22 protein-coding genes, 2 pseudogenes and 1 riboswitch are annotated in these 23,295 nt (G+C 47.7%); of the genes and pseudogenes, 13 read left to right on the top strand and 11 right to left on the bottom strand.

Going from position 1 to position 23,295, the window contains the following annotated elements:
• Positions 1–370: 370 nt before the first annotated feature.
• Both PLA01S_RS32210 and PLA01S_RS31000 read right to left on the bottom strand, forming a co-directional pair.
• Positions 371–526: a hypothetical protein gene (locus PLA01S_RS32210; protein WP_164817555.1), complete on the bottom strand. Its 156-nt coding sequence runs from the start codon at positions 524–526 to the stop codon at positions 371–373.
• A complete protein-coding gene (locus PLA01S_RS31000; protein ID WP_127596442.1) occupies positions 526–1,173 on the bottom strand; it encodes a transcriptional regulator in 648 nt (215 codons plus the stop codon). Before PLA01S_RS31000 ends, PLA01S_RS32210 begins: the two co-directional genes overlap by 1 nt.
• Before the next feature lie 545 nt (positions 1,174–1,718).
• Between PLA01S_RS31000 and PLA01S_RS30995 the strand changes: the two genes are divergently transcribed.
• The 4 genes from PLA01S_RS30995 (at position 1,719) to PLA01S_RS30980 (ending at position 6,593) form a co-directional block, all read left to right on the top strand.
• The gene (locus PLA01S_RS30995; protein WP_127596439.1) at positions 1,719–1,901 is read left to right on the top strand and encodes a GapA-binding peptide SR1P; all 183 of its coding nucleotides are present in this window, start codon (positions 1,719–1,721) and stop codon (positions 1,899–1,901) included.
• Between the two features lie 563 nt (positions 1,902–2,464).
• Entirely contained in the window at positions 2,465–3,319 is an 855-nt protein-coding gene (locus tag PLA01S_RS30990) for an NAD-dependent epimerase/dehydratase family protein (RefSeq protein WP_127596436.1), read from the top strand.
• Between the two features lie 364 nt (positions 3,320–3,683).
• Complete coding sequence (locus PLA01S_RS30985; protein WP_127596434.1) at positions 3,684–4,985, top strand: DUF1963 domain-containing protein; 1,302 nt, start codon at positions 3,684–3,686, stop codon at positions 4,983–4,985.
• A 126-nt stretch (positions 4,986–5,111) separates the two neighbouring features.
• On the top strand, positions 5,112–6,593 hold the full coding sequence (locus tag PLA01S_RS30980) for a stalk domain-containing protein (protein WP_127596431.1): 1,482 nt from the start codon (positions 5,112–5,114) through the stop codon (positions 6,591–6,593).
• Between the two features lie 80 nt (positions 6,594–6,673).
• On the opposite strand, the pseudogene PLA01S_RS30975 reads toward PLA01S_RS30980, so the two are convergent.
• A pseudogene (locus PLA01S_RS30975) lies at positions 6,674–6,808 on the bottom strand (LLM class flavin-dependent oxidoreductase); the annotation flags it as partial.
• Positions 6,809–6,854: 46 nt separating this feature from the next.
• On the bottom strand, positions 6,855–8,123 hold the full coding sequence (locus PLA01S_RS30970; RefSeq protein WP_174819286.1) for an MFS transporter: 1,269 nt from the start codon (positions 8,121–8,123) through the stop codon (positions 6,855–6,857).
• A gap of 286 nt (positions 8,124–8,409) precedes the next feature.
• On the opposite strand from PLA01S_RS30970, the gene PLA01S_RS30965 reads away from it, so the two are divergent.
• From PLA01S_RS30965 to PLA01S_RS30950, 4 genes are all read left to right on the top strand, one after another.
• Positions 8,410–8,991, top strand: coding sequence for a TetR/AcrR family transcriptional regulator (locus tag PLA01S_RS30965; RefSeq protein ID WP_127596428.1), 582 nt, complete (start codon positions 8,410–8,412; stop codon positions 8,989–8,991).
• A 193-nt stretch (positions 8,992–9,184) separates the two neighbouring features.
• A complete protein-coding gene (locus tag PLA01S_RS30960) occupies positions 9,185–9,646 on the top strand; it encodes a GNAT family N-acetyltransferase (RefSeq protein WP_246059987.1) in 462 nt (153 codons plus the stop codon).
• Between the two features lie 229 nt (positions 9,647–9,875).
• The gene (locus PLA01S_RS30955; RefSeq protein ID WP_015736836.1) at positions 9,876–10,160 is read left to right on the top strand and encodes an autorepressor SdpR family transcription factor; all 285 of its coding nucleotides are present in this window, start codon (positions 9,876–9,878) and stop codon (positions 10,158–10,160) included.
• Positions 10,144–10,782, top strand: coding sequence for an SdpI family protein (locus PLA01S_RS30950; protein ID WP_127596421.1), 639 nt, complete (start codon positions 10,144–10,146; stop codon positions 10,780–10,782). Before PLA01S_RS30955 ends, PLA01S_RS30950 begins: the two co-directional genes overlap by 17 nt.
• A gap of 212 nt (positions 10,783–10,994) precedes the next feature.
• Here the strand turns inward: PLA01S_RS30950 and PLA01S_RS30945 are convergent.
• The 4 genes and pseudogenes from PLA01S_RS30945 to PLA01S_RS30930 form a co-directional block, all read right to left on the bottom strand.
• Positions 10,995–11,279, bottom strand: a pseudogene (locus PLA01S_RS30945) (hypothetical protein); the annotation flags it as partial.
• A gap of 145 nt (positions 11,280–11,424) precedes the next feature.
• On the bottom strand, positions 11,425–12,090 hold the full coding sequence (locus PLA01S_RS30940) for a YczE/YyaS/YitT family protein (RefSeq protein ID WP_127596414.1): 666 nt from the start codon (positions 12,088–12,090) through the stop codon (positions 11,425–11,427).
• Between the two features lie 168 nt (positions 12,091–12,258).
• Positions 12,259–13,242, bottom strand: a complete 984-nt coding sequence (locus tag PLA01S_RS30935) for a glycoside hydrolase family 43 protein (RefSeq protein ID WP_127596410.1) — start codon at positions 13,240–13,242, stop codon at positions 12,259–12,261.
• A gap of 125 nt (positions 13,243–13,367) precedes the next feature.
• Positions 13,368–14,000 carry a nitroreductase family protein gene (locus PLA01S_RS30930; protein WP_127596407.1) on the bottom strand — a complete coding sequence of 211 codons (633 nt, stop codon included), beginning with the start codon at positions 13,998–14,000 and terminating at the stop codon, positions 13,368–13,370.
• A 179-nt stretch (positions 14,001–14,179) separates the two neighbouring features.
• Here PLA01S_RS30930 and PLA01S_RS30925 point away from each other — a divergent pair, with 179 nt between their 5' ends.
• The 4 genes from PLA01S_RS30925 to PLA01S_RS30910 all read left to right on the top strand — a co-directional run bounded on the left by PLA01S_RS30925 (position 14,180) and on the right by PLA01S_RS30910 (position 18,449).
• Complete coding sequence (locus PLA01S_RS30925) at positions 14,180–15,526, top strand: aminotransferase-like domain-containing protein (RefSeq protein WP_127596404.1); 1,347 nt, start codon at positions 14,180–14,182, stop codon at positions 15,524–15,526.
• Between the two features lie 164 nt (positions 15,527–15,690).
• Positions 15,691–15,784: riboswitch (cyclic di-GMP riboswitch) on the top strand.
• A gap of 184 nt (positions 15,785–15,968) precedes the next feature.
• Complete coding sequence (locus PLA01S_RS30920; RefSeq protein WP_127596401.1) at positions 15,969–16,718, top strand: GTP cyclohydrolase II; 750 nt, start codon at positions 15,969–15,971, stop codon at positions 16,716–16,718.
• A 14-nt stretch (positions 16,719–16,732) separates the two neighbouring features.
• Entirely contained in the window at positions 16,733–17,896 is a 1,164-nt protein-coding gene (ribD, locus tag PLA01S_RS30915; protein ID WP_127596398.1) for a bifunctional diaminohydroxyphosphoribosylaminopyrimidine deaminase/5-amino-6-(5-phosphoribosylamino)uracil reductase RibD, read from the top strand.
• Between the two features lie 178 nt (positions 17,897–18,074).
• Positions 18,075–18,449 carry a winged helix-turn-helix transcriptional regulator gene (locus PLA01S_RS30910; protein WP_127596394.1) on the top strand — a complete coding sequence of 125 codons (375 nt, stop codon included), beginning with the start codon at positions 18,075–18,077 and terminating at the stop codon, positions 18,447–18,449.
• A gap of 72 nt (positions 18,450–18,521) precedes the next feature.
• On the opposite strand, the gene PLA01S_RS30905 is transcribed toward PLA01S_RS30910, so the two are convergent.
• The 3 genes from PLA01S_RS30905 to mgtE all read right to left on the bottom strand — a co-directional run bounded on the left by PLA01S_RS30905 (position 18,522) and on the right by mgtE (position 22,101).
• Positions 18,522–19,598, bottom strand: a complete 1,077-nt coding sequence (locus tag PLA01S_RS30905; protein ID WP_127596391.1) for an SDR family oxidoreductase — start codon at positions 19,596–19,598, stop codon at positions 18,522–18,524.
• Positions 19,599–19,814: 216 nt separating this feature from the next.
• Entirely contained in the window at positions 19,815–20,411 is a 597-nt protein-coding gene (locus PLA01S_RS30900; protein ID WP_127596388.1) for a DUF1349 domain-containing protein, read from the bottom strand.
• Between the two features lie 334 nt (positions 20,412–20,745).
• On the bottom strand, positions 20,746–22,101 hold the full coding sequence (gene mgtE, locus PLA01S_RS30895) for a magnesium transporter (protein WP_127596385.1): 1,356 nt from the start codon (positions 22,099–22,101) through the stop codon (positions 20,746–20,748).
• A gap of 216 nt (positions 22,102–22,317) precedes the next feature.
• Here mgtE and PLA01S_RS30890 point away from each other — a divergent pair, with 216 nt between their 5' ends.
• Positions 22,318–23,238 (top strand): aldo/keto reductase, encoded by a 921-nt coding sequence (locus PLA01S_RS30890; protein WP_127596381.1) that lies wholly within the window; start codon positions 22,318–22,320, stop codon positions 23,236–23,238.
• Positions 23,239–23,295 lie beyond the last annotated feature (57 nt).

Raw genomic sequence — 23,295 nt, 5'->3', positions numbered from 1 at the left:
TGCAAGAACTGCAATATCTGCAATATCTGCAATATCTGCAATATCTGCAATATCTGCAATATCTGCAATATCTGCAATATCTGCAATATCTGCAAGAACTGTTGCATGCTCCCGTCAGTACTGCAATACAAGCGGAGTTTATTGGTACGGGCTCGTGTTTGGCTGACTGTTGCAACGATTGAGGACAGAGGATCCTCTATTTCGTCTAGATTGGTGGGTCTGGGATTATATGAGGACTCCAGATCCGCTATTACATAGAATATGGTGATAATTCGTGTTATTTAAAGTAAATAACGGATTCTGAGTCCGGAAGATCGGGTAAAGTGGCTGTTTTTTTCGAAATAACGGATCTGATGTCCATTTAGTGTAACTAACATTCGTCTCCGGATACTGCAATATCTTCAATACCTTCAATACCTGCGATATCTTCAATACCTTCAATACCTGCGATATCTGCAATATCTGTAAGAACTGCAATACCTGCAATATTTACAAGAACTGTTGCATGCTCCGTCTTTACTGCCATTACAAGCGCAGTTTATAGGTACGAGCTCGTTGTTTTCCGCTTGCTATGTCCAGAATCTGGAGCTCGACCAGTTTATGCAATAAACGTCGGGTATGACGGTCACTCACCCTAAGATGATTAGCGAGTTCTAAGGGGGTTATCGGGCGCAGAAGTCGGCGCGCAAATCGGACAGCTTCTGCCTCCAGCCAACTTAAGGAAGCTGGCACATCCGACGCCACAAACCTGCCGACGAAGGATAAGATGAGCTGCTGGCACTGTTTTGGCTCATCGACGATGGAGGGGTAGGCAATGGGAAGGAATGTCCAACCATCCAGTGCCAATAAGCAGTGACGGCGGCATAAATCCTTAAACCTTCTGACGTCCAGATCGCGGGCATGCGGTCCGTATCCTTGGATTTCGATGCCTCCTCTCCCATCACCGGGCATATAGGCAAGGTCCAAATAACGATAACCATTGCTGAAATCGCGTACTTCCCATTCCGGATGCAAGTCATTGAAATTACCGATCGCCGGAAACCATACCGAGCGCAGAAACTCGATGGTGCCGTGGCCTAACCCTTTATGAAGGATTTCGAGCCTGCGGGGATTCTTTTCATTCAACATATTCGTGTGTATCCAGAGCTCATATTGTTGATTAAACCGTGACATGACCAGTTACCCTCCTTAGTAATAGATGGAATGCGATTGCGCTAGACAATAAAAAAAGCCGCCCCATACAATGCATCCCCAATCCTTCATTGGGGCACTTTGCGTAGAAGCGGCGTGTTCTTCACGTCCTTATGATGGCTAGTATAACTCGTGTTTTGCGGGTTTAGCAATAGGTATTGCTTTCACGCTATGCTTGACAGCGATATAGTTCTTCCAATTGATTAAAAAAGCATATGCTCGCATGATATTCACAAATTTAGGCCATGAACCGCTTTCCATTACGATCGGGAGTGGTTTTTTATGTTGTCTCCATAAATATGACGTCATATATAACAAAATAAAACTATTTTCCGAATATATATTGTGTATTATATATTTATGTTGTACATTAATTACAAAAGATGCATATATAGCATGCTTAATTGGAGATGGATCGAGTCCAAAGGGAATGAAGCGAGAATGGAGGTTCGGTCTGTAATTAAGCAGGAAGCCGTTGGCTGGAAAGTTCGAACACAAATCTGATACCAAGAGAGGATGAGTGAAGCATGAACAATTCCGTTAAAAAGGTGAATATGGGTGTCATCTTGTGCAGGCATTGCAGCGCTCAAATCGATACGGTGGATACCAATCGAATCGCTACCTTCTATGGCGTGTGCGATCAGCCGGAGTGCCAGCAGCTGCACAGCCGCATGCATGTATCAGTAAGTGATGTAATAGACGAAGAGTAATGACAGGAGAAGGCTGTTCCCCAAAAACGTACCACTTGATGTGGTGCGTTTTTGCGTTGAACGAAGAATGTGAGTGCTGCGTGCTCTGTCGAGTAAATCTACGGTGCACTTGTCTAACTAAATGCTTTGTTCACTGACAGCGGGTGCTAACGCGCTTGTCGAACTCGAGTGCTGTGTGTGCTTAGTGCTTGTCAAAATACGAGTATCCTGTCGCTTGTAATAATACGATACTGTGCGCACTTATCAAACGGCGGGTGTTCTATCCACGCTTGTCACAATGCGCCCTGTCGTGCTTGTAAAAACTACGAGTACTCTGTCACGCTTGTCATTGTGAGTCCAAAGCACTTACTTAATCAGTGATTCCGTTTGTCGAGCAAATCTCACGATCGGATGAATTGGCATGGTCTTCCCGATGAAAAGTGGCCCTTAAGGATGCCTATCCATCATGCTAAGATAAGAACTGTCAAATCGCCAATATGCAATGGGAGCACGGCCCTTCTAACGTCTTTCAATCCCGAAGGTCCACATTCATTTTATATCTAGTATGCGGGAGGTTGTCATTTATGAAAATATTCGTAGCGGGCTCTACCGGAGTGATCGGCCAGCGGTTGCTTCCCAAACTGGTGCAAGCCGGTCATGAAGTTACAGGCATGACCCACAATCCTCAGCGGAAAGGGTTGATCGAATCATGGGGAGCAAGAGCGATCGTGGCGGATGCCTTTGATCGACAAGGGATGATAGCTGCGATCGGGGAAGTACGGCCGGATGTCGTTATCCATCAGCTCACTTCGTTAAGCCAATGGAATCTGGAGGATAATGCGAGGATTCGGATGGAGGGTACCCGCCATCTGGTAGAAGCCGCGCAGGTCCATGGGGTTACACGAATGATTGCCCAGAGCATTGCCTGGGCCTATGAACCCGGGGATCATCCCGCCGCCGAAGACGTCCCCCTGGATGTTCAGGCGCCTGCACCTCGCAAGTCCACGATAGACGGTATCATATCGCTGGAACATGCCGTTGCCCAAATGCCGAACCACGTCATTCTAAGGTACGGTATGTTCTACGGTCCCGGCACGTGGTACGACGCCAACGGGGTCATGGCGGAAAAGGTACGAACTCGAGCTCTTCCGGCAACGGACGGCGTTATATCATTTCTCCATATCGAGGATGCGGCGAATGCCGCTCTGCAGGCATTGGACTGGCCGGCGGGTCCGGTTAATATCGTAGATGATGAGCCTGCTGCGGGAACGGTATGGCTGCCGGTGTATGCCGAAGCGCTGCAAGCGCCATCTCCAGCATATCAAGCGGGGGGCAAGCGGGGCGAACGCGGCGCTTCGAACGCCAAAGCCCGGAAGGAGTACGGCTGGCAGCCGCTACATCCTACGTGGCGAACAGGGTTCGGGCAATCGCTGAGTTGAGAGAGCTTAACAATGCGCCAACCGATTCCTGCCGTTAAGAGTATATACACAAAAGAGTATGCTATTCACAATACACACCGTAATCGATCTGAAAGGATAACATCTAGAGCATGTCCCAAGCCGTGCACGGTTCGCACAGGAAGCAGTGCGCACAACTCCATGAAGACGCTATAAGACTTCCAGTCATCATGCTCCTAATATGCTGAAATGCAAATGCCTACCGGTCAGTAGTATTTAAGAGAGCTCCTTATTGATACCGGAACGAGAAGAAAGCTATAGTTAATAGAAAGGATGGATGGCCATGAGTATGAATGGAGGCCGAAATCGAGTTGATTTGACTCACACCCAATAAGGAGGGGCTAGCATGACAGAACGGCTGCCATGTCGAAGCGAAGGCTGTATCGCAACGATACTACCGGCAACCGCGGCCAAGACCGGCGGTTATTGCATGCCGTGCAAGCAGGAGATCGAGCGTAAGGAACGGCAGCGTTACATAGAACAAAATCGGAGAGACATCAACTTATACGAAGGGATTACAGATCCCATAGAGGTTCTTAAGATCATGCACGCCCCGCTGAAGCGGGATCCTATGATTGGATATATTCCCTATCCGCTGAAAAGAGAAGAGGTATATTCGGCGTTATCTCCAGGTGAGGCCGAACGCATGCTGACTATTGCCCTTGATCTGCTGGAAACGGGCGATGAGGACACCTGTCAGGAAATTCTTGTGTCCCTGGTCTGTTATCAGAACAAGTCGCTTGAATCCTGTATCCCGACATTGATGGAGCATGGTGTCTATTACCCCGGCATTTTGTTCAAAGATGCATCTGCCCGGAGCCGGGATGAGCTGCTACAACAAGTAGAGCAGGACAGCGATAATCGCAACCATCTGCTGCTTGCCCTGGCTTGGATCGGAGATGATCAGCTCGTGCACCAATTTCAAGAATGGAGGTCCGTGCCTCCATCCTGGGCGAAGGAACTATATGTCCCGCCTGAAGCTTATGCGCATGAGGGGGGCTGGGAGCTCGCGGAAAATGGGAGCAAGCGCCGATTATTTTTCAATGACAGCTACGCCATAGAGAAAAAGGTGCGTTCCGATGCCGCGCATACAGCGGAACCCGAGCCTGCACAATTTTTGAAGGAGAATTCCGCTTCCTGTCCATGGTGCGGAAGCAGCCTGACCACTTTGGCGGATCTGGACATCAGCCATCCGAAGCTTCGATTCCTGGGATTGTCCGGAGAGAGGCTACGGGTGTGTACCTGTGTGAACTGCAGCTGTTACGAAACGATCTATATGGATGTGGATTTCCACGGAAAATCCGAATGGAGCCCAGCTAATATTGAACCGGAATATCTACCGAAGCCTGATTCCGAGGAGGATGATAGAAGCTATGCGGCGGCGGGGCAGTCCTTACGGCTTGCGGACCATCCTCGAAACAGCTATTATGCGGCCTATTGGACGCTCGGACCGGCGGTTTCGCAAATCGGCGGTTATCCGTCTTGGATTCAGGACGCCGTATATCCGTCCTGCTCCTGCTGTTCCCAAAGCATGACATTCATCGGGCAGCTGGATTGGGAACAGATCGAGGAGTATGGAGAAGGCATTTATTATATGTTCCTGTGCGCGGACTGCCAGGTGACGGCAACCTTGTTTCAGCAGACGTAGCCTGGATCCGGCAACCATAAGAATTACGGATTTCAGCAAGCAAAACGGGAAGATATTATTTTTTTCATACTACCTTTCGATATGGTATTATATACCATTATAAAGATCGGAATGGAGGCCTCATACGTGAAGGTATTGAATCGTAGAGTAGCTTATATGTTAGTGACGATACTGTTAACGGTCAATTGTATGGCAATGGGCACTGAAGGAGCTGCGGATGCTGTGAAAGGTGATTCCCGCCCCATACCGGTAAGCGTGGCTGGCGGCAGCGGGCATGGCGTTGCGGCATGGAACGACGGCTCCGTGACCGCCTGGGGTTATAACAAGTCAGGTCAAGTAGGTGACGGGACAAGCATCCATCAATTGGTGCCAAAGCAAGTCGCAGGTCTAACTGATATTGTCCAGGTGACGGCAGGCGACAATTCGTCATTTGCCTTGGACAAGAACGGGGACGTATGGGCTTGGGGCGATTCTTACTCGCCTTATATTAACGGGGACCCTTTGTTGCCTTTCCAAAAACGGGGAGGGCTGATGAAGCTGGAAGGACTTAAGGATGTAGCCAGTTTGGCCATTTCAAACCATGGTTCTGTCGCATTGCATAAGGATGGGACTGCAACGATATGGAATCCGACGTTTGATCCGAATGATCATTTAAAGATGACGGTAAAGTACTTTCCTATCAAGGGAGTCACGAATGCAAAAACAATAGTGGTCGCCGGACATGAGGCGCTGATTCTCGGTAAAGACGGCAGCGTTGGTATGTTAACGGTATATAACAGCTTCTACGATCGGTTCCGCCTGGAACGTGAGTTTCGCGAGGTTAAACCGCTGGTTACTTCCTCCATTGCCGGAATCGCTGCGCATTGGTATGACGTCTTCCTGCTGCATGAGAACGGGACGGTGCTGCGGTGGAATGTGAATGAAAAGCAGCAAGCGCCGGCTGCGGTGAAGGGCCTTAAAGATATCCAAGAGATAAGAACGGGGTTCAATCGTTTAATTATGCTTAAAAACGACGGCACGGTCTGGCAGTGGAATTATTACAACCCGACGGCAAAGCCTTTTCAAGTGAAAGGTTTGACAGGTATAACGGCATTATGGGGCAGCAAGGGATATACAGGTTATGCAACCAATCAGGACGGTAAGGTGCTGGCTTGGGGAGAAGAGAAATATCAAGGCAGCGGCTCGCCTAACGAGAACGATGGGAATCCAGTCTTGGTACAGCCTCCTCTGTCCTGGACGGTAAACGGACAAAAGGTTAGCTTCTACGGATCATCCGCCATAGTGAAAGGCAAGCTGTATGTACCGTATACTAGCGTATTTGAAGGCCTCGGGATCAAAGTGAAGCGCGGACAGTCTAATCCGGATCCGAAACACGGAAACCATCGATTTCCAGTATGGTCTTTCTCTTATGGAGGGAATACGGTATCCATCAAGACCAGCGATCCCGCTGTTGTTCTGGTGAACGGGAAGGTGACGCGAGTAGATGCCGGCATTCCATTCCTGGCTGGTTCGAGCATGTTTCCATTGGAGTTGATCACATCACAGCTTGGCATTCCGATGTCCTGGAATAAGACGACAGGCGAGGTGATCCTGGGGAAAACACCATAAGGAAAGCTTGATGATGGCACGCCCATACGGCGTGTCTTTTGCTATATTCTGAGGAAAGCATCCATAACTATAATATAGAGAAACATATCTAGTCCCACCTCATCGGCAAGGGTAATCTCCTCAACCACTTCTCGCAATCGCTGTGCGTAACTCATCACTTCACCGTTGTGAATATCCGGTTTTGTCTCTACAAACGAAGTAATACCTATCTCCATGGGAAATCTCTCTTTTAAGTTTATTAAAACGTATAGGTCATAAGCTTTATTTAATTACAGGAGCTGTAGCACCTTTGGTCACAGCCCAAAATATAAGAGCAACAGCGCTGACGGAGGCCCCGAGCACACATACCCCATTCCAGCCGAAGTGTGCGTAAATATGGGTCGAAGCAATGGAACCGGAAGCACTTCCGATGGAGTAGAAAATCATGTAACCGCCAACCAACCGACTGCGAGCCTTCGGGCGCAATGCAAAAAGCATACTCTGATTCGTGACATGCACGGCCTGTACCGCCAAGTCCAGCAGAATAATGCCAATGACCAAGGCAAACAGCGACCGTTCCGTGTAGCTGATCGGCAGCCATGACAGCAATAGCAGGAACAATGCAATTCCCGTCGTTCTTTGTCCATAACCCCGATCGGCCAGCTTACCGGCCTTTGCTGCAGCCAATGCACCCACGACGCCTACGAGACCAAACGCCCCGATAGCCGAGTGCGAAAGGGAGAGTGGCGGCGAGCTAAGGGACAGTACCAATGGGGTCCACAAAATGCTGAAAGCCGTAAAAATCAGCATAGCCAACACAGCGCGGATACGTAATAGCCGTTCTTGCAGGAACAATATCAGTACCGACTTAAGCAGTTGAGAATAGGAAAGAGTCTTTTCCTTACGCTCAACATTTGGCAGCACCTTATATAATGCGTAAACCATCAGCAGCATTAACACGGCAGACACCAGATAAACCGCACGCCACCCTGCAAGATCCTTCAAAATCCCTGAAATGGTTCGCGCAAGAAGGATGCCGATCACAATTCCGCTGGTTACCATACCTACGGCACGTCCTCTTTCAGCAGGGGCAGCCATAGTAGCTGCGAATGCCACAATGGTCTGCGTCACAACGGCAAGCAGTCCGACTAAAGCCAAACCTGCGAAGAGCATCGTACCGGAGGAAGCAGTACCAACGATAACCAGAGCTGCCACGGAGATTGTCATCTGACTGATAATCAATCGGCGCTGGTTCAGCAAATCCCCCAGAGGCACCAGCAGCAGCAGTCCCAATGCATAAAAGACCTGAGTGACGGTAATCAGAATTCCAATGATGGAATAGTCCATGTTGAACTCGTTCGATAGTTGATCGAGCAGCGGCTGTGCGAAGTAGATATTGGCAACCGACATGCCGCTAGCAATCGCAAACAATAACGTCACGTAACGAGTCAGGGGAGTACGAGAAACGGATTCGGTCGAGATCACCGTCTCCTGCAGCGCATTCGCATCAGTTTCGTTATGGACTGCTTCTTTTTCTGTGAAATTTTCCATTTATTATATATCAAACCCTTTCGATTTTTGTGTACTGATCGGTATGATAAATTTCCCGATAAATATATCTTATAAACTCATGTCGTGTCAACACGTATATTTTGAATGATTAGGGTGACATCTATTATATTGATTTTATCCTGACATATAAAGAAAAACGATATTTGACAAGAGCAGCGGTACATCATAAAATTAATTATACTGATTGGTAATGAAAAAATGTTATTCACATGCAGTTTGATCATGGAGTTTCCTGAAAATAAAAAGTAACGAGAGGTAATCAATCATGGGGCGAATCCGCGAATTTGATGAAGAGAACGTATTAGATGCCGCAATGCAGCTATTTTGGGAGAAGGGATATGAGGCTACCTCATTGAGCGATTTGACTTCCAGAATGGGCATTCAGCGGCCCAGTATATACTCAGCCTTTGGAGACAAAAAAGAACTGTTCGAAACCGCTCTGCGCAAATACACGAGGTCGCATGCTTCCGAGGTGCGAACCAGGCTTCAAAACCATCAATCGGTTAGGGAGGCGTTTCGGGCCTTTTTTGAAAATGTGGTTGATGAGGAAAATTCCGAAAGCCGCAGCCGAGGATGCTTTTGCATCAATACGATGGTCGAGCTTGCGCCTCATGATGAGAAATTTGAAATTCTCACAAGGGAGCATCAGATGTACCTGGCGGTCATATTTCAAGAAACCATTGAACGAGGCATACAATTGGGCGAGCTTGCGAGTGACACAAACGCCAAAGCTTTATCACAAGCGCTCATCGTATCGCTAATTGGGCTGACCGTCATGTTGAAATCCCGTCCGGAGCGCTCATTCGTAAATAATACGATAGAGGTGACTCTTACATTGCTTAGATAAATGGTCATCCTAACTGGAACGTTTAAAGACGCTATTCCACGAAAGTGAATGATTTCGTAGGATGCTATCGAGTTTCACGGTTACGTGTTGTTACAGTTGTCCAACCATAGTAAACTGTTCTAAAAAAACAATAGTAGGTGCATCGATGAATATAAACATACGGACAGGACGAATAGAGGACCTTCAAGAAATCATGGCTTTGATTGCACGCTGCGTTAGTGTGATGCAGGCTGGAGGCAGCGATCAATGGGATGATCAGTATCCGAACCGGGAGGTCATCGGTGAGGATTTACAGCGTGGAACGTTGTTTGCGGCTGAGGGCGAAGGCCGCATCTTAGGAATCGTTGTCCTCGACGAGTCGCAGGCCGAACAGTACCAGACCATTAACTGGAGGCAGGTAGAGGGACCGCATCTGATGATGCATCGCCTTGCTGTTGATCCGGAAGCACACGGACAAGGCATTGCTCGAAAATTAGTAGCTTTCTCCGAAGAATATGGCACACGCGAGGGTTACCGAAGTCTTCGATTGGACACCTATGCCAAGAATACGGCGGCGCTCAAGTTGTATCAAGGATTAGGTTATGACCTGCGGGGAGAAGTGAACTTTCCGGGCAGAGTTGCAAGCTTTCCGGTATTTGAGAAGGTGCTTGGATAAACAAGCCATGAAGTTAGTCTGCTGAGGATCAGCACGTATGCTGGTCTGAGGCGGATTTTTATTGTTTTAAGAAAAGTAACGTGTTTCTTGGATCAGGGCGTTAGCGCTTGTCGGGATACCCATTTTACATTCTATTTAGATTTTTTTCAAAATAGGTATTGCAATTCGGTGTAGGGATGAGAGATAATGTATTTAGATGAAATTCTAAATAGAAATCTGGTGATGCACATTGGGGTTTCCGGAAACATTCAAGGCGTTATCTGATCCGGTGAGACGGGACATCCTGGTTATGCTCAAACGCGGCAAAATGTCAGCCGGAGAGATCGGCCAGCATTTCGATATGACCGGGGCGACCATTTCGTATCATCTGTCGCAGCTGAAGAAGGCCGGACTGATATTTGAAACAAAATATAAAAATTATATCTACTATGAGATCAACGTGTCCGTCTTCGAAGAAATCATGCTGTGGTTTTCACAATTTAACGGGGGGAAACAAGATGAGGAAAAAGAATAGTTCGATGCTGGTTATAACAACGCTGATATGTTTATTGCCAATTATTTTATCGATGACGCTGTATAACCAATTGCCTGAGCAGGTGGCTGTTCACTGGGACGCAGCGGGCAATCCGGATAATTATGTGTCGAAGGCGGTTGCGGCGTTTGTACTTCCGTTGTTTACGGCGGTTCTTAACGTCGTTGTCAATGTAGCGCTTAACAACGATCCTAAGAAAATGAACGCTGCCCCGGTATTAAGAACGATGGGTCTATGGCTCATCCCCGCGCTGTCTCTCATTCTCATGCCGATCACACTGTTCAAGGCCATGGGGGCCGAGCTGCCGATCCAGACGATTGCACCGGCTCTCGTTGGCATGCTGCTCGTGGTCACCGGCAATTATTTGCCGAAGAGCAAACAGAACTATACGGTGGGCATCAAGCTGCCTTGGACGCTGAACAGCCAGAATAATTGGAATAAAACGCATCGTTTTGCCGGGTACCTGTGGATGGCAGGCGGAGCGTTCATGATCCTCACGGCGTTCCTGAAAGTGAACCTTGCCGTCGCAATCGTTCCTGTCATTATACTGATTGTGGCGGCTCCGGCGATTTACTCTTTCTCTTTGTTTAAAAAGGGTGTGTAACGGCCGGGCTGGAACACATGAATTTCACGTACGGCCAACAAGCTGACCCCATGAACGATGGGTCAGCTTGTTTATTTTACGGCAGAGCGCGAGCCCAGCTGTTCGGGATGCCTCCTCTGCAGCAGTTATAGACACTGCGCCGCATAAGGATGAAGCTCATATTTCACGACATGTTTGCCTTGGGACCCGGTTACGGGAATCAGCAGTCCCTTATCGCAAGCAAATGAAATCACCTGATACCCCATGGCGGATAAAAAGGTTTCCCGATTCAACTCGTTGCCATATTTCTGCCGGTCCATCTCGGATCGTCCGCGCCAATCCAGCACCTCGAATTGTGGATGTAAATCGCGAAAGTGACCACGCAGCGGCCACCAGATATTTTGGCAAAACAAGATTTCGGCCTCACCATGCCCTCGTTCCAAACGGCCTCTTCTTTCTCCAGTTCTGTTGCTCAGATGATCATGCATAAAAATCCCATGTGCCTTCTGAAAATCCATTCGACCGCATACCTCCCTAAATAAAAAAAGAACGTCCCGGCTTCACTCCAAATTAGGAATGCGCTGGGACGTTCTTCGTCTCTTATCTCTTATCTCTCATTATAATCAAAATGATATCGTTTAACCACAGGATAACTCATGAAAATTACGGGCTCTGTTCGAGCACCGCTTCCCGGGTTCTTTTGCTGCGCCAACGAAGCATGATCCGGCGCAGCAATTTGATAAAATAACCGACCAAAAAAGCCGAAATGACGGTACCCTCGCGTACGCCTTCAATCGAACCGAAAGCAAACAGCGAGATGACGATACCGATGGACACCAGGGTCCAGTCGAATATGATCTTAATGTTCCCGAATTCGGCACCGAGTTTTTCAGAGATGACTTTTATGATGCCTTCACCCGGGTTTAGGATCGTATTAGCCATGATTTGAAGATAGATGCCGATCGCCAGAATCATGCAGCCCGTCAGTAACGCCAAAATTTTCATGAAATACATCGTAAAGTTGAGCGAACTTACGATATACGCGCCCATATCCAGAAATAGGCCAAACAGAACACCGACAAACACTTGCAGGTATTGCATCCTGGGAAACTGCTTACCGAGCAGGAGGACCTGGATCACCACAAACAGCAGGCATAACAGGATGGTCATCAGTCCCATGGAGAGGGGGAATCTTAAACTCAGCACATACGGTACGCTGGCAATCGGGGAGGTTCCGATATTGGCTTTGGTCACGAGAGCTGTGCCAAGTCCCATTAAGAATAGTCCTGCAATCAGGATGATATATCGTTTCATAAGCTGCTTTGTCATGGTTGCATTCCTTCTTCTGTGTGATATAGATGGATCCGCCGTTACTAACATCAAAAAATGATAGCAACTTTCATTATATCACTAAACAACGACAGCGAAGCAGCTGTAAAAAAATTGAAATGGAAAAAGCTGAACTCCATAGTCATGGAATCCAGCCTTCCTCTTGCCTTATTTACCGTACGGATCAATCGTCTGAATGGTGCCGTCCTCATTGTAGGTCAGCTCGGTAAACTTGACGCTGCGTTTGTTGTCCGCCCCGCCGGAGAGGGAGCTGTCATGGTAGAAGAGGTACCATTTGTCCTGGAACTGAACGATGGAGTGATGGGTTGTCCAGCCGATAACAGGTGTTAGAATCGTGCCTTTGAATTCGAATGGGCCCGTCGGACTTTGACTTGTGCCGTAAACGATTTTGTGCGTTGAGCCGGTAGAATAAGAAAGATAGTAGGTTCCGTTGTATTTATGGACCCAAGGTCCTTCAAAGTATCTTCGCTCTTCGTCCCCTGCGACAATCGGGTTGCCCTTCTCATCAACGATGGATATTTCTCGCGGCGTCTCCTTGAAAGTAAGCATGTCGTCGCTCAGCTCAGCGACCCGCGGTCCGATGGCAGGCGCATCTGCGGCAGGTCCTTCCGCATCCGGAATATGCGATCCGGTCTGCCATTGTTCCAGCTGTCCGCCCCAGAGGCCGCCGAAGTAAATATAGGCCCGGTTGTCGTCGTCCACAAATACGGCAGGGTCAATGCTGTAGCTGCCCGGAATGTAATGAGGCTCTGGCTTAAAAGGGCCGGAAGGGGATGAACTTGTAGCTACGCCTAGACGGAAAATATCGTCATGATCCCTGGCAGGGAAGTATAAATAGTACGTGTCGTTCTTGAAGGCAGCATCCGGTGCCCACATTTGCTTTTTCGCCCATGGAACATCCTTCACATGAAGTGCTTCGCCATGGTCCACGCATGGAGCATTCACATCATCCAGCGAGAGAATGTGGTAGTCTTCCATGTCATACTGGTCGCCGTTATCATTGGACGTGTTCTCGTGATCCAGGTCATGGGATGGATAAATATAAATTTTACCCTCGAATACATGGGCGGAAGGGTCTGCGGTATAGATATGGGTTACGATCGGTTCGTTAGGCTGTACGGGCTTGGTCATCACGTTTCCTCCTTGGATCATTGCATTGTAAGCGCTTGTATTTATTTTATCAGACGCTTTCCACTCAAAAAACCTAATAAAATTAGGTTTTTCACCTAAAAATATTAGATCTTTTTAGTTGAGCCTTAGAAGTGATTCCAAAAACCCGTCTCTTCTACGGGTAAACGGGTAGAAGGATGAGCCGGAACGGACTTCCTACCGATCGCAACCAGCATAACGGGAACCAAATGGCGCGGAACCCCGAATGCTTCCATGAATAGGCTTGCGTTGTATCCGCCCATCGGGCATGAATCAAGACCGCGTGCCTTTGCAGCCAGCATGAGCTGCATGGCGGCCATGGAAGCGCTCCGTATCGCTTCTTCCTGGGCGAGTTCAGGCGCGTTTGTGTACGAATTCATAATTTGCCGGACCAGATTCGTTTTGACCTCCTCTGGCATAAACCCTGCCTGAACCGCTTGCTCATATATCGCTTCAGCATGATGATGGGCCAGCAGGTTTCCCATAACCGCGATAACAGCGGAGGCTTCAACGATTTGCCTTTGTCCATATGCGATGGGCAGCAGTTTTTCTTTGGCGGCCTTATCTGTAATGGCAAGATACGTCCAATGCTGCAGATTCCAAGCAGAAGGTGCGGTATTCGCAATCTCAAGTAATTCTTTAATCTCTTCATGACTGAGGTTGTGCTGCGGGTCAAAATGTTTAACCGCTTGACGTTCACGTACAGTAGTTAAAAAGTCGGTATGCGAGATGGATGACATACGAATCAGCTCCCTATCATAGTTATCTTCATTCTTAAGGTCGGGAAGGTGTTCCCAAAGAAGCGAATGGTTACTTGAAATATAGGATAATGATGCGTTTGAAACCATTCCCTATTTTGACAACTGTACCGATACAGTGGCGAGGTCCTGTATAATAAGAGTCACAAGGGGGCGTGGTCGTGAAAAAGTATTTATCCATTCTTACCGATATGGAATCGAAAATTCAGGAAGGCCAGTACCGTTCAGGGCAGAAGCTGCCTTCCGTTCGAAGTGCGGCACAAACCTACGGGTGCAGCATCAGCACGGTGATTCGTGCCTATTCCGAGCTTGAGAAACGGCACGCCATTTATTCGGTTTCGCAAAGCGGCTATTATGTCGTCCAGAAAGACGGGGATTCGGATAACATGGATCAGAGTTGGATTGATTTTGCATCGGCCTCTCCGGACGTGAATGTATTCCCGTATCTGGATTTTCAGCATTGCCTGAACAAGGCGATTGATACCTATAAATACGAGCTGTTTACCTATGGCGATCCGAAAGGGATGGAGAAACTGCGCCATACGCTTGTGTCCCACCTGGCTGACAGTCAGGTATTTACCGTTCCAGATCGGATCGTGGTGACATCAGGTGCAAATCAAGCGCTGGAGATACTGGCGAAGATGCCGTTTCCAAACGGAAAATCGGTAATTTTGGTTGAGCAGCCCAGCTACAATAACTATTTGGAGTATCTGGAGTCGGAAGGATTATCCGTCATTGGCATACCTCGCTCAACAGCCGGGATCGATCTGGGGGCACTTGAGGACCGGTTCAAAACGGGGAACATTAAGTTTTTCTATACGATGTCCAGGTATCATAACCCTCTTGGAACGTCGCTTCGAATGGAAGAGCGGAAAGCAATCGCCGCTCTGGCCAGCCAATATGACGTGTTTGTGTTGGAAGATGATTACATGGCTGACCTGGGCAGTGGACGTGGATTCGACCCCATCTATGCTTATAACCAAACTTCGCACATCATCTACTTAAAGAGCTTTTCAAAGATTATTTTTCCAGGCCTGCGTTTAGGTGCCGTTGTGCTGCCGGAAAAGCTGCTGGAGGGATTTCATGCCTATAAAAAATATGGTGATACCTCACTGCTGTCCCAAGCAGCGCTCGAAATATATATCAGCAACGGTATGTATGAACGGCATAAACAGAAAATCTACAGTCAATATGAAACCAGAATGCAGGCTTTAGACTCCGCTGTGAAAAGGTACGGGGGAACCGTGCTCGTTAAAGCCGTGCCCGGCGACGGCGGCATATATAAACTGTTTATGCTGCCGCAGACCGTTAACTTAGATCGGCTGATCAAGCGGCTGAAAATGCGGAACATCTTGGTGATGCCTGGTAAGTTGTTTTATCTGTCCGATTACCTGGAACGTAAGAAGTTTATACGAATCAGCATTTCCAGAGCACGCCTTACGCAGATAGAAGAGGGGGTTCAAGCGATCGTTGAGGAAGTGAAGCGGGAAGACGGTAATCTTTGGTGATCCTTTCGGATCCGTTTATATTTCGGTTGCAATTCATGAAATTGTATTTTATATTCATTTAGTAGTCATATTGATAAAAAATGCTATTATTTTCGATTGTTTTTGAACGGTGTTGCTTTCCCACATTCGACAATGATCGCGGATTAATTTTATGAAATGACATCGTACGATAATGGCAAACCCACTGAAAAGTGGCGACGCAAAGCTACAGGGGCTAAGGTGGATCGCTCGCATCCGCTATGCTAGCCAGTTACCGAATACGACGGAAGCCCTCCGTCTATTCAGACATGGGCTTTTTGTGTTTATTTTTAAAATTTCCGTTTTCTTACCTAATTCTTTAAGGTTGTAGAAGTAATAGCTAACGTAAAGATTGTCAACTTTTTCAAGGAGGGAAACAAACCAATCGAGTGACAACAATCTAAACAAACAAGGAGTTGTATTCATGAATACGGACCAGGTCAGGAAAGTGCTAGCCAATAAATTAACCATTCTTAAACAGCCAGAAAGTCCCAACATCGGTCTTGTTGGTCCCGTTCGGCTCCCTGTGCAATTGGAGGATAATGAAGCCGTGTTTAAATGGTACACTTGGTTAAATACAGGCAATTCATTTATGGATAAGAATGATATTCTAGAATCATTATCTCAGGCAGATCTTGCTTCATATCAACAGTCTTCCGTTCTAGTATATGGTGATTTTGCTAATGCGGATCATACCTTGATACGGATGCACAGCATTTGCCATACAGGAGATATTTTTGGAAGTAAACGTTGCGATTGCGGCTACCAACTGCGGCAATCCATGCGTATGATCGTTGAAAACGGTAGCGGAGCTCTCTTTTATTTGGCGAATCACGAGGGTCGCGGAATCGGGCTTTTCTCCAAATCGTTAGCTTATCTTTTGCAAGATGAGGGATGCGATACAGTAGAGGCCAATCTTAGTCTTGGCTTCGAGGATGACCAACGATCCTATGAAGAAGCCATTCGTGTACTTCAGAGCTTGCGGCAAAAACCAGTCACCCTGATTACGAACAATCCTAAAAAGCTGCAGTCTTTGCGGGAAAAAGGACTTTTAACCGATCATCATATATCCATTTGGGGAGATGTATCCGAGCATAATAATCGGTATTTGACAACAAAGATCGAAAAATCGGGTCATATTTACGACTCCTTAGTGGAGACCGCTATACTATGATGAGGAGTAATCATATGAAATCAGACCAACATTTTATGAGGCTGGCATTGGACTTGGCAGGTACGGCCAGTGGGAAAACAAACCCGAATCCGGTTGTTGGCGCACTGATAGTTAAAGACGGACAAGTAGTCGGTGCAGGTGTTCATCGAAAAGCAGGGGAACCTCATGCAGAGGTGCATGCATTCCAGATGGCTGAAGGGTATACCGAAGGCGCAACGCTCTATGTTACGCTGGAACCAAGCTCTCAATTCGGGAAAACCTCTCCTTGTATAGAATTAGTCCTAAATTCGGGGATCGCAAGAGTTGTCGTGGCGATGCAGGATCCGAATTCGAAGGTAGCCGGACGGGGCATTCAATTGTTGAGAGAGAATGGAATAGAAGTTGATGTGGGTGTATTGGAGAAGGAAGCCGAATTACTCAATGAACGATTCGTGCACAATATGTCAAAACGACGGCCGTTTATCATTTCCCAGGTAGCCATGACGCTTGACGGGAAAATTGCCACGTCAACGGGGCATTCAAAATGGGTTACATGCGATGAAACACAGCTTGTAGTACATAAATTGAGAAACAAAGTCGATGCCATATTGGTAGGAATTAATACAGTTTTGGCTGATGATCCTCTCCTAACGACCAGACTGCCAGAAGAAAGTGGGAAGAATCCCATCCGGGTAATCTTAGACTCGAATTTGAGATTGCCCGAAGATGCCAAAGTTACCGATTGTTCGGTAGCTAAGACATGGGTCGTCACGAAGGCGGATGCTGATCCGGAAAGAGTACACATGCTGCAGCAAAAAGGAATTGAAGTTCTGTTCGTCCCTGTGAACCGTTTCGGGCTGGACCTCCATGCATTATCGGAAATGTTATATCAGCGAGGTGTTACCGACCTGCTGGTAGAAGGAGGCAGCGAAGTAAACGGATCATTCCTTCGAGCCAACCTTATTGACAAATGGATGATTTATATCGCTCCCAAAGTGTTGGGGGGACGGCAATCCTTCTCGCCGTACGGCGGCACGGATTTAGAATTAATGGATGACGCGCTACGCGTAAAGATTCATTCTGTTCAACAAATCGGCGAAGATATTTGCATCACCGCTTATCCGAATTACGATCGTTCTATGTCGAAGAGTGACTACGTAATAGATAATCTAAATGAAATTTCCTTGAGTAGTTCTTAGTGTGAATGTTTGTCTTCATCTCCTATGAGCGTCTCAGCAGACGGCTTATTCTAATTTTCGATCCAACTGGTTATCGGGTGCCCTGTTGATAGCATAAATCAGATGGTATATCTTTGTAAGAGCATTCCCTGACCGTAAAAGGGCGGGAGTATCTGGATCGAAAGGAAGATGAGTACGCATGGAAAATATCAATAAAGTGTACAACACCGCGGTCGAAGCTACGCTGGAGGTCATCGGCGGAAAGTGGAAACCGGTCATTCTATTTCATCTTACCTTCGGTAAAAGACGCAACAGCGAATTTTTAAGCCTGATTCCCCAGATCACCCAGAAAATGCTGACACAGCATCTGCGGGAGCTGGAAGAGGAGGGCGTTATATTACGCAAGACGTATAATCAGGTTCCGCCCAAGGTGGAGTATGAATTGAGCGAGTATGGCTGGAGTTTGAAGGAAATTCTTCATTTGATGTGCAGATGGGGAGATATTCATATCGAACGGAAGTATGGCGAATCCGCCATGGTGCTGGAGAAGCCGGCATTTGAGGATCGGCATTAACAGGTATGATAAATGAAAGAGCCGACTATTCCACGTATAGTCGGCTCTTCGTCGTGCAGCTTGCGCGATAACTTATGGAATGACTTTACGCCGCCGGAGCTCGTCAAAGATGTTCATGAACATGGCTTCCGTATCGACATACTCATGAAATCCGAAGCGGCGGGCCTTCGAACCGTCTGCAAAGAAATCATAATCCCAGGAGAACACAAAATCACCGAACTTCCAAGATGAAACCTCTTGATACGAATGCTCCGCAAGTCCATGCAACTCAACCATACGATTCCAGACCGGCTCTTTATCCGCCATAACCGTTTCCAGATTCATTTGCAGGGGCGGCGCGGTTTCCATGCCAAAGTATTTCGCAATCTTCGGCCACAACTCGTTCCAGCGGAACAGGTCCCCGTTCGTGATGTTAAATGCTTGATTGGCGCATCGTTCATCGGTTGCAGCCCAAACCGTGGCCTTGGCGAGCAGATCGGCATCGGTCATCTCCAGCAGACTGTGATAGGCCCCGGGCTTACCTGGGAAACGCAGAGGAATGCCGAGCTCTTTTGAAATCGAGGCATAGACGGCAATGACCATCGCCAGATTCATCGGGTTCCCAAGCGCGAATCCGCTGACAACGGATGGACGCAGCGCGGACCAGGTCCAGGCTTTGCCTTGCTGCCGTTCCTCCAGGAAATTCTGCTGATCAATATTGAATTCTGGCGGCATATGGTTCGCATCCGTCTCCCGGGCCGGCGTCTTGAATGGACCGAGATGCGCGCCGTATACCTTGTAGCCCTGCATCAGGCTGACATGCTGCAGATTGGCAGCAACGGGCTCGATAGCTTCCACGACATGGACAAGCATGGCTAGATTTGGTGCGACGAGCTCGGCCCACGTTGGCCGGTCCTGGTAGGCCGCATAGAAGATATGCGTCACTTCGGTCGAGGAGCTTAATTTGGCGATCGTATCCTCCTGATCAAGCAGGTCGGCGGAGATATAACGTACGCGGTTCGTGGAATCGCCGCCTCGGCGCGATACGCCGACGATATCCCAGTCGGGAAGCGTCGCAAGGTACTCGATGAGGTTACGGCCGATCACCCCGTTGGCCCCTACAACCAAAGCCGTCTTTTGCGAATGATGTGAACGTTGATCTGTATTCATAGGTTCATCTCCCCAACGTGATGTTCTTGATTAATGTCATTCTGCACGTTAGGGGTCGGGTTGAGAAGTACGCACTTTGAAGTGATATAATTACTTTTTGGTAATGTTTAAGCAGTACCAACCTTTTTTAACTAAGGAGATATGATGAACTCACCATATCATTTGTATGATGGCCAGTTCGAGTAGGAAAAATATCATTATTTGAAAGAGATGATACTAAAACCTACTTTTCTCATCCGATTCTGATAAAAACAAAGACAGAAATTGGACTCGACAACCTGCTCCCATCGGTGATTGGGCTACCACACCCGCTGTAAATGGAGTCGAGGTATCCATTCCAAAGTATCGAATCAATTTCCAAACTTCACCATCCGATGAGTAGTAAAAAGAAATAACTCTATCTTTCTTCGTTATTTTTAAATAAGGATTGCTAACGAATACGCGCTCAGAATTACAATCATCCGAAAAGCCGTTCTGCGTAACAACGGACACAATCGTAGCATACTCACCATTGTATTCAAAACATAGCTTGGCCCAATTGTTCTCGTCTGCCATCAACATCAAGCAACCGGAATCATATAAATGGTCCATGTCTACCTGAAGCTGTGTTACAAGCTGGAAGGTAGAATCAACCTGAAGATGAAGATAGGGTGCAGAATGAGCAACATGTTTTCCTCCAGGGTCTTTGAAAAAGTCTGCTTTCGATGGAGCATCCATGATTAGCCGGTCATCTGATGTAAACTCCCAATGCTCAGGCTCATTCAACCACATTAATTTCTCTCTTGTTTCGGGATGAAATAAATTCTTACTCATAACCATCTCTCCTCTATTGGATTGAATGCAAACTTCATATGGATCCAAGCTGGGCAAAAGGTTTTTGCATGTAACATATAACCCTATGTACTTCGTATTTAGTCTGTGTAAGTTCATTATCTGGACTACATATATAATAAACCAGGTGGCATCATTTGCAAGAAAAAAAAGGTAGAAAAGGAAATGCATCATCATGCCTATTCCGCAATTTTTCATAAGACCCAGCCGTTTTTGAGATGATGATATCCTCGAAGTGGCGGATTCCAAAAAAAACTTCCGGTGAATGAACCGGAAGTCTTTTTTTTTGAAAGGGAATGTTCATCCCAGTGGTCGGCTAGATATAGGAAAGAAACAGGGTCGCGATGCCAAAGTAGATGACAAGCGAGAGAATATCGTTAATGGTTGTAATTAACGGTCCCGAGGCCACTGCCGGATCAATTTTGAATTTGAATAGAATGAGCGGAATGATCGTACCTGCCATGGTTCCCACGATGAGGGTTGCAATCAACGAGCTTCCGACCACAAAGCCCAGATAGAGATTGCCCTGCCAGAAGTAGGCGATCAAGGATATCAGGATGCCGCAGGTTACCCCGATCATCAATCCGACCTTCAGCTCTCTCGCTAACAGCCGGTACACCAGTGACTTGGTCATTTCTTTCGTAGTCAGGCCGCGCACAATAACAGCAAGCGACTGCGTGCCGGTATTGCCGGTCATGCCTGCAATCATGGGCATGAAGAAGGCTAGCGCCACAACCTGTGCCAGCGTCTGTTCAAATCGGGAAATGATCGTTCCAGAGATTAGACCGATGAATAAGAGCAGGATCAGCCACGGCAATCTTCGGAAGGCGGCAACGGTTGCTTTGGTATTGAAGTCAATGGATTTGCCCCCGGTGGCGTTCATTTTTCGAATGTCCTCATCGGCTTCCTTAATGACGACATCGAGGATATCGTCAACCGTAATGATGCCTACGAGCCTGTTACCCTGTTCAACGACGGGGATGGCGACCAGGTCGTATTTTTGGATTATCTGCGCGACTTCCTCCTGATCGGCGTCCACGGGTACGGACAGCACCCGGCTGTGCATGATATCCACGATATATTCATCCGGCTCGGCCAAGATGAGTCCCCGGTAAGACACCACGCCCATCAGCTTCTTGTCTTGGTTTATGACGTACAGATAGTTGATCGTTTCCGATATGGAGACGTAGGTTTTCAGCTTCTGGACTACCTCCGAAACGGTGTAATGCTGGGGAATCCACACATAACGGTTGGTCATGATTCGGCCGGCGGTTTCCGGCGGGTATTTCATCAGATTCAGGACAAATTGGGATTCCTCGTCCCGCATTCCCTTGAGGAATTCGTCTTTCTGCTCGGGTGACAGCTCATCCAGCAGAATGGCGAGGTCGTCGTTATCCATCAAGTCCAGGATGATCGCCGTTCTTTCTTTGCCCAGCCTGCCCAAAACTTCGATCTGCTGGTCATGCTCCATTTCCTGAATCATATCGGCCAGCTGTTCCTCATTCAGAAACTGCAGAAATCGGGTTTGGTCCGTATCGCCGAGATGGCTATGTATTCTGGCCAGGTCATAAGGGAGAAATTCATCAATCATTCGTTGAAAGTCATTTGGTGTTTTTGCTTTCAGACTCTCCATAATGTCCGGCATCCACTGCTCCAGTGTCCGAGAATTCACGTCCGAGATTCCTCCTTTCTTATTCCGTTCTATGATAGCGAATGGATGATGTATTATAGGGTTCACCATAACGACTTGTTATTAAACAGTCCGGATGCGGCAAGTGGATGAAAATAAGGTGTATGGACGTAAAAAAAGAGTCTGCAGCAAGAGTTGCAAACGTTTGCAATTTCAAATAAGATATAGGCGCACAAAATGATGAGTAGGGGTGAGTATATGAAATACAGACGTCTCGGGAAAACCGATCTGAAAGTATCGGTAGTCGGTGTGGGAACCTGGCAATTTGGCGGTGATTGGGGGAAGGATTTCAACCAAAAGGAAGTCGATGCCATCTTAACGCATGCGAAGGAGCTGGGCATTAATCTGCTCGATACAGCCGAATGTTATGGTCCTCATCATATGTCCGAGAATTTCATCGGTGATTTCTTGTCGCGCGACCGCCGCGAGGATTGGGTCATTGCCTCGAAGTTTGGTCATCGATGGCATGAGCAATGGGAGAACGCATGGGATGCGAAGCAGATTCGAATTCAGCTGGAGGAATCACTTAAAGCGCTTCGTACCGACTATATCGACCTGTATCAATTCCATTCCGGCTCGGATGAAGTGTTCAACAATGATGATATGTGGACGATGCTGGACAAGCAGGTTCAGGCGGGAACCATCCGTAATCTGGGCATTTCTATCGGAAGCAACAGAAACACTTATCAAACCGACAAGGCTGCAGAGGTGAATGCCAAAGCCATTCAGGTCGTGTATAACCGTCTGGAGCAAGCTCCGGAAGAAGAGGTTCTCCCTTCATGCATGAAGCAGGACCTTGGCGTATTGGCGCGAGTTCCGCTTGCGAGCGGGTACTTAAGCGGAAAGTATAAGCCAGGGACGGTCTTCAGCGATAACGTGCGCAAGAACCGTGACCAGGACGAGATCAACGCCAAGCTGAAGCTTGTGAAAGAGATTAAGCAGAACGAAGTGCCGGAGGGCGTGAATATGGCCGAGTGGGCGCTGGCCTGGTGCTTGAAGCATCCGGCTGTCAGCTGCGTCATTCCAGGCTGCAAGAGCGTCGAGCAGGTGGAGGCAAACGCGAGAGCCGTGGAGCTGGATTTGGTCCAAGACGACCATCCGGGTGCGTGGAAGGTATAAACTGCCGACTCGGATACGAAAAATCCACGATGAAAAAAAGCACCTGCACAGGTGCTT

Source organism: Paenibacillus lautus NBRC 15380 (genome assembly GCF_004000945.1).
GTDB classification, from domain to species: domain Bacteria; phylum Bacillota; class Bacilli; order Paenibacillales; family Paenibacillaceae; genus Paenibacillus_AQ; species Paenibacillus_AQ lautus.
This window is presented reverse-complemented; position numbering and strand designations above follow the sequence as displayed.

What these genes read in the sequence shown, in the direction of transcription:
- PLA01S_RS32210 (WP_164817555.1), bottom strand. Translation starts at nt 526, where the DNA reads ATGGCAGTAAAGACGGAGCATGCAACAGTTCTTGTAAATATTGCAGGT.
- PLA01S_RS31000 (WP_127596442.1), bottom strand. Translation starts at nt 1,173, where the DNA reads ATGTCACGGTTTAATCAACAATATGAGCTCTGGATACACACGAATATG.
- PLA01S_RS30995 (WP_127596439.1), top strand. Translation starts at nt 1,719, where the DNA reads ATGAACAATTCCGTTAAAAAGGTGAATATGGGTGTCATCTTGTGCAGG.
- PLA01S_RS30990 (WP_127596436.1), top strand. Translation starts at nt 2,465, where the DNA reads ATGAAAATATTCGTAGCGGGCTCTACCGGAGTGATCGGCCAGCGGTTG.
- PLA01S_RS30985 (WP_127596434.1), top strand. Translation starts at nt 3,684, where the DNA reads ATGACAGAACGGCTGCCATGTCGAAGCGAAGGCTGTATCGCAACGATA.
- PLA01S_RS30970 (WP_174819286.1), bottom strand. Translation starts at nt 8,123, where the DNA reads ATGGAAAATTTCACAGAAAAAGAAGCAGTCCATAACGAAACTGATGCG.
- PLA01S_RS30965 (WP_127596428.1), top strand. Translation starts at nt 8,410, where the DNA reads ATGGGGCGAATCCGCGAATTTGATGAAGAGAACGTATTAGATGCCGCA.
- PLA01S_RS30960 (WP_246059987.1), top strand. Translation starts at nt 9,185, where the DNA reads ATGGCTTTGATTGCACGCTGCGTTAGTGTGATGCAGGCTGGAGGCAGC.
- PLA01S_RS30950 (WP_127596421.1), top strand. Translation starts at nt 10,144, where the DNA reads ATGAGGAAAAAGAATAGTTCGATGCTGGTTATAACAACGCTGATATGT.
- PLA01S_RS30940 (WP_127596414.1), bottom strand. Translation starts at nt 12,090, where the DNA reads ATGACAAAGCAGCTTATGAAACGATATATCATCCTGATTGCAGGACTA.
- PLA01S_RS30935 (WP_127596410.1), bottom strand. Translation starts at nt 13,242, where the DNA reads ATGACCAAGCCCGTACAGCCTAACGAACCGATCGTAACCCATATCTAT.
- PLA01S_RS30930 (WP_127596407.1), bottom strand. Translation starts at nt 14,000, where the DNA reads ATGTCATCCATCTCGCATACCGACTTTTTAACTACTGTACGTGAACGT.
- PLA01S_RS30920 (WP_127596401.1), top strand. Translation starts at nt 15,969, where the DNA reads ATGAATACGGACCAGGTCAGGAAAGTGCTAGCCAATAAATTAACCATT.
- ribD (WP_127596398.1), top strand. Translation starts at nt 16,733, where the DNA reads ATGAAATCAGACCAACATTTTATGAGGCTGGCATTGGACTTGGCAGGT.
- PLA01S_RS30910 (WP_127596394.1), top strand. Translation starts at nt 18,075, where the DNA reads ATGGAAAATATCAATAAAGTGTACAACACCGCGGTCGAAGCTACGCTG.
- PLA01S_RS30905 (WP_127596391.1), bottom strand. Translation starts at nt 19,598, where the DNA reads ATGAATACAGATCAACGTTCACATCATTCGCAAAAGACGGCTTTGGTT.
- PLA01S_RS30900 (WP_127596388.1), bottom strand. Translation starts at nt 20,411, where the DNA reads ATGAGTAAGAATTTATTTCATCCCGAAACAAGAGAGAAATTAATGTGG.
- PLA01S_RS30890 (WP_127596381.1), top strand. Translation starts at nt 22,318, where the DNA reads ATGAAATACAGACGTCTCGGGAAAACCGATCTGAAAGTATCGGTAGTC.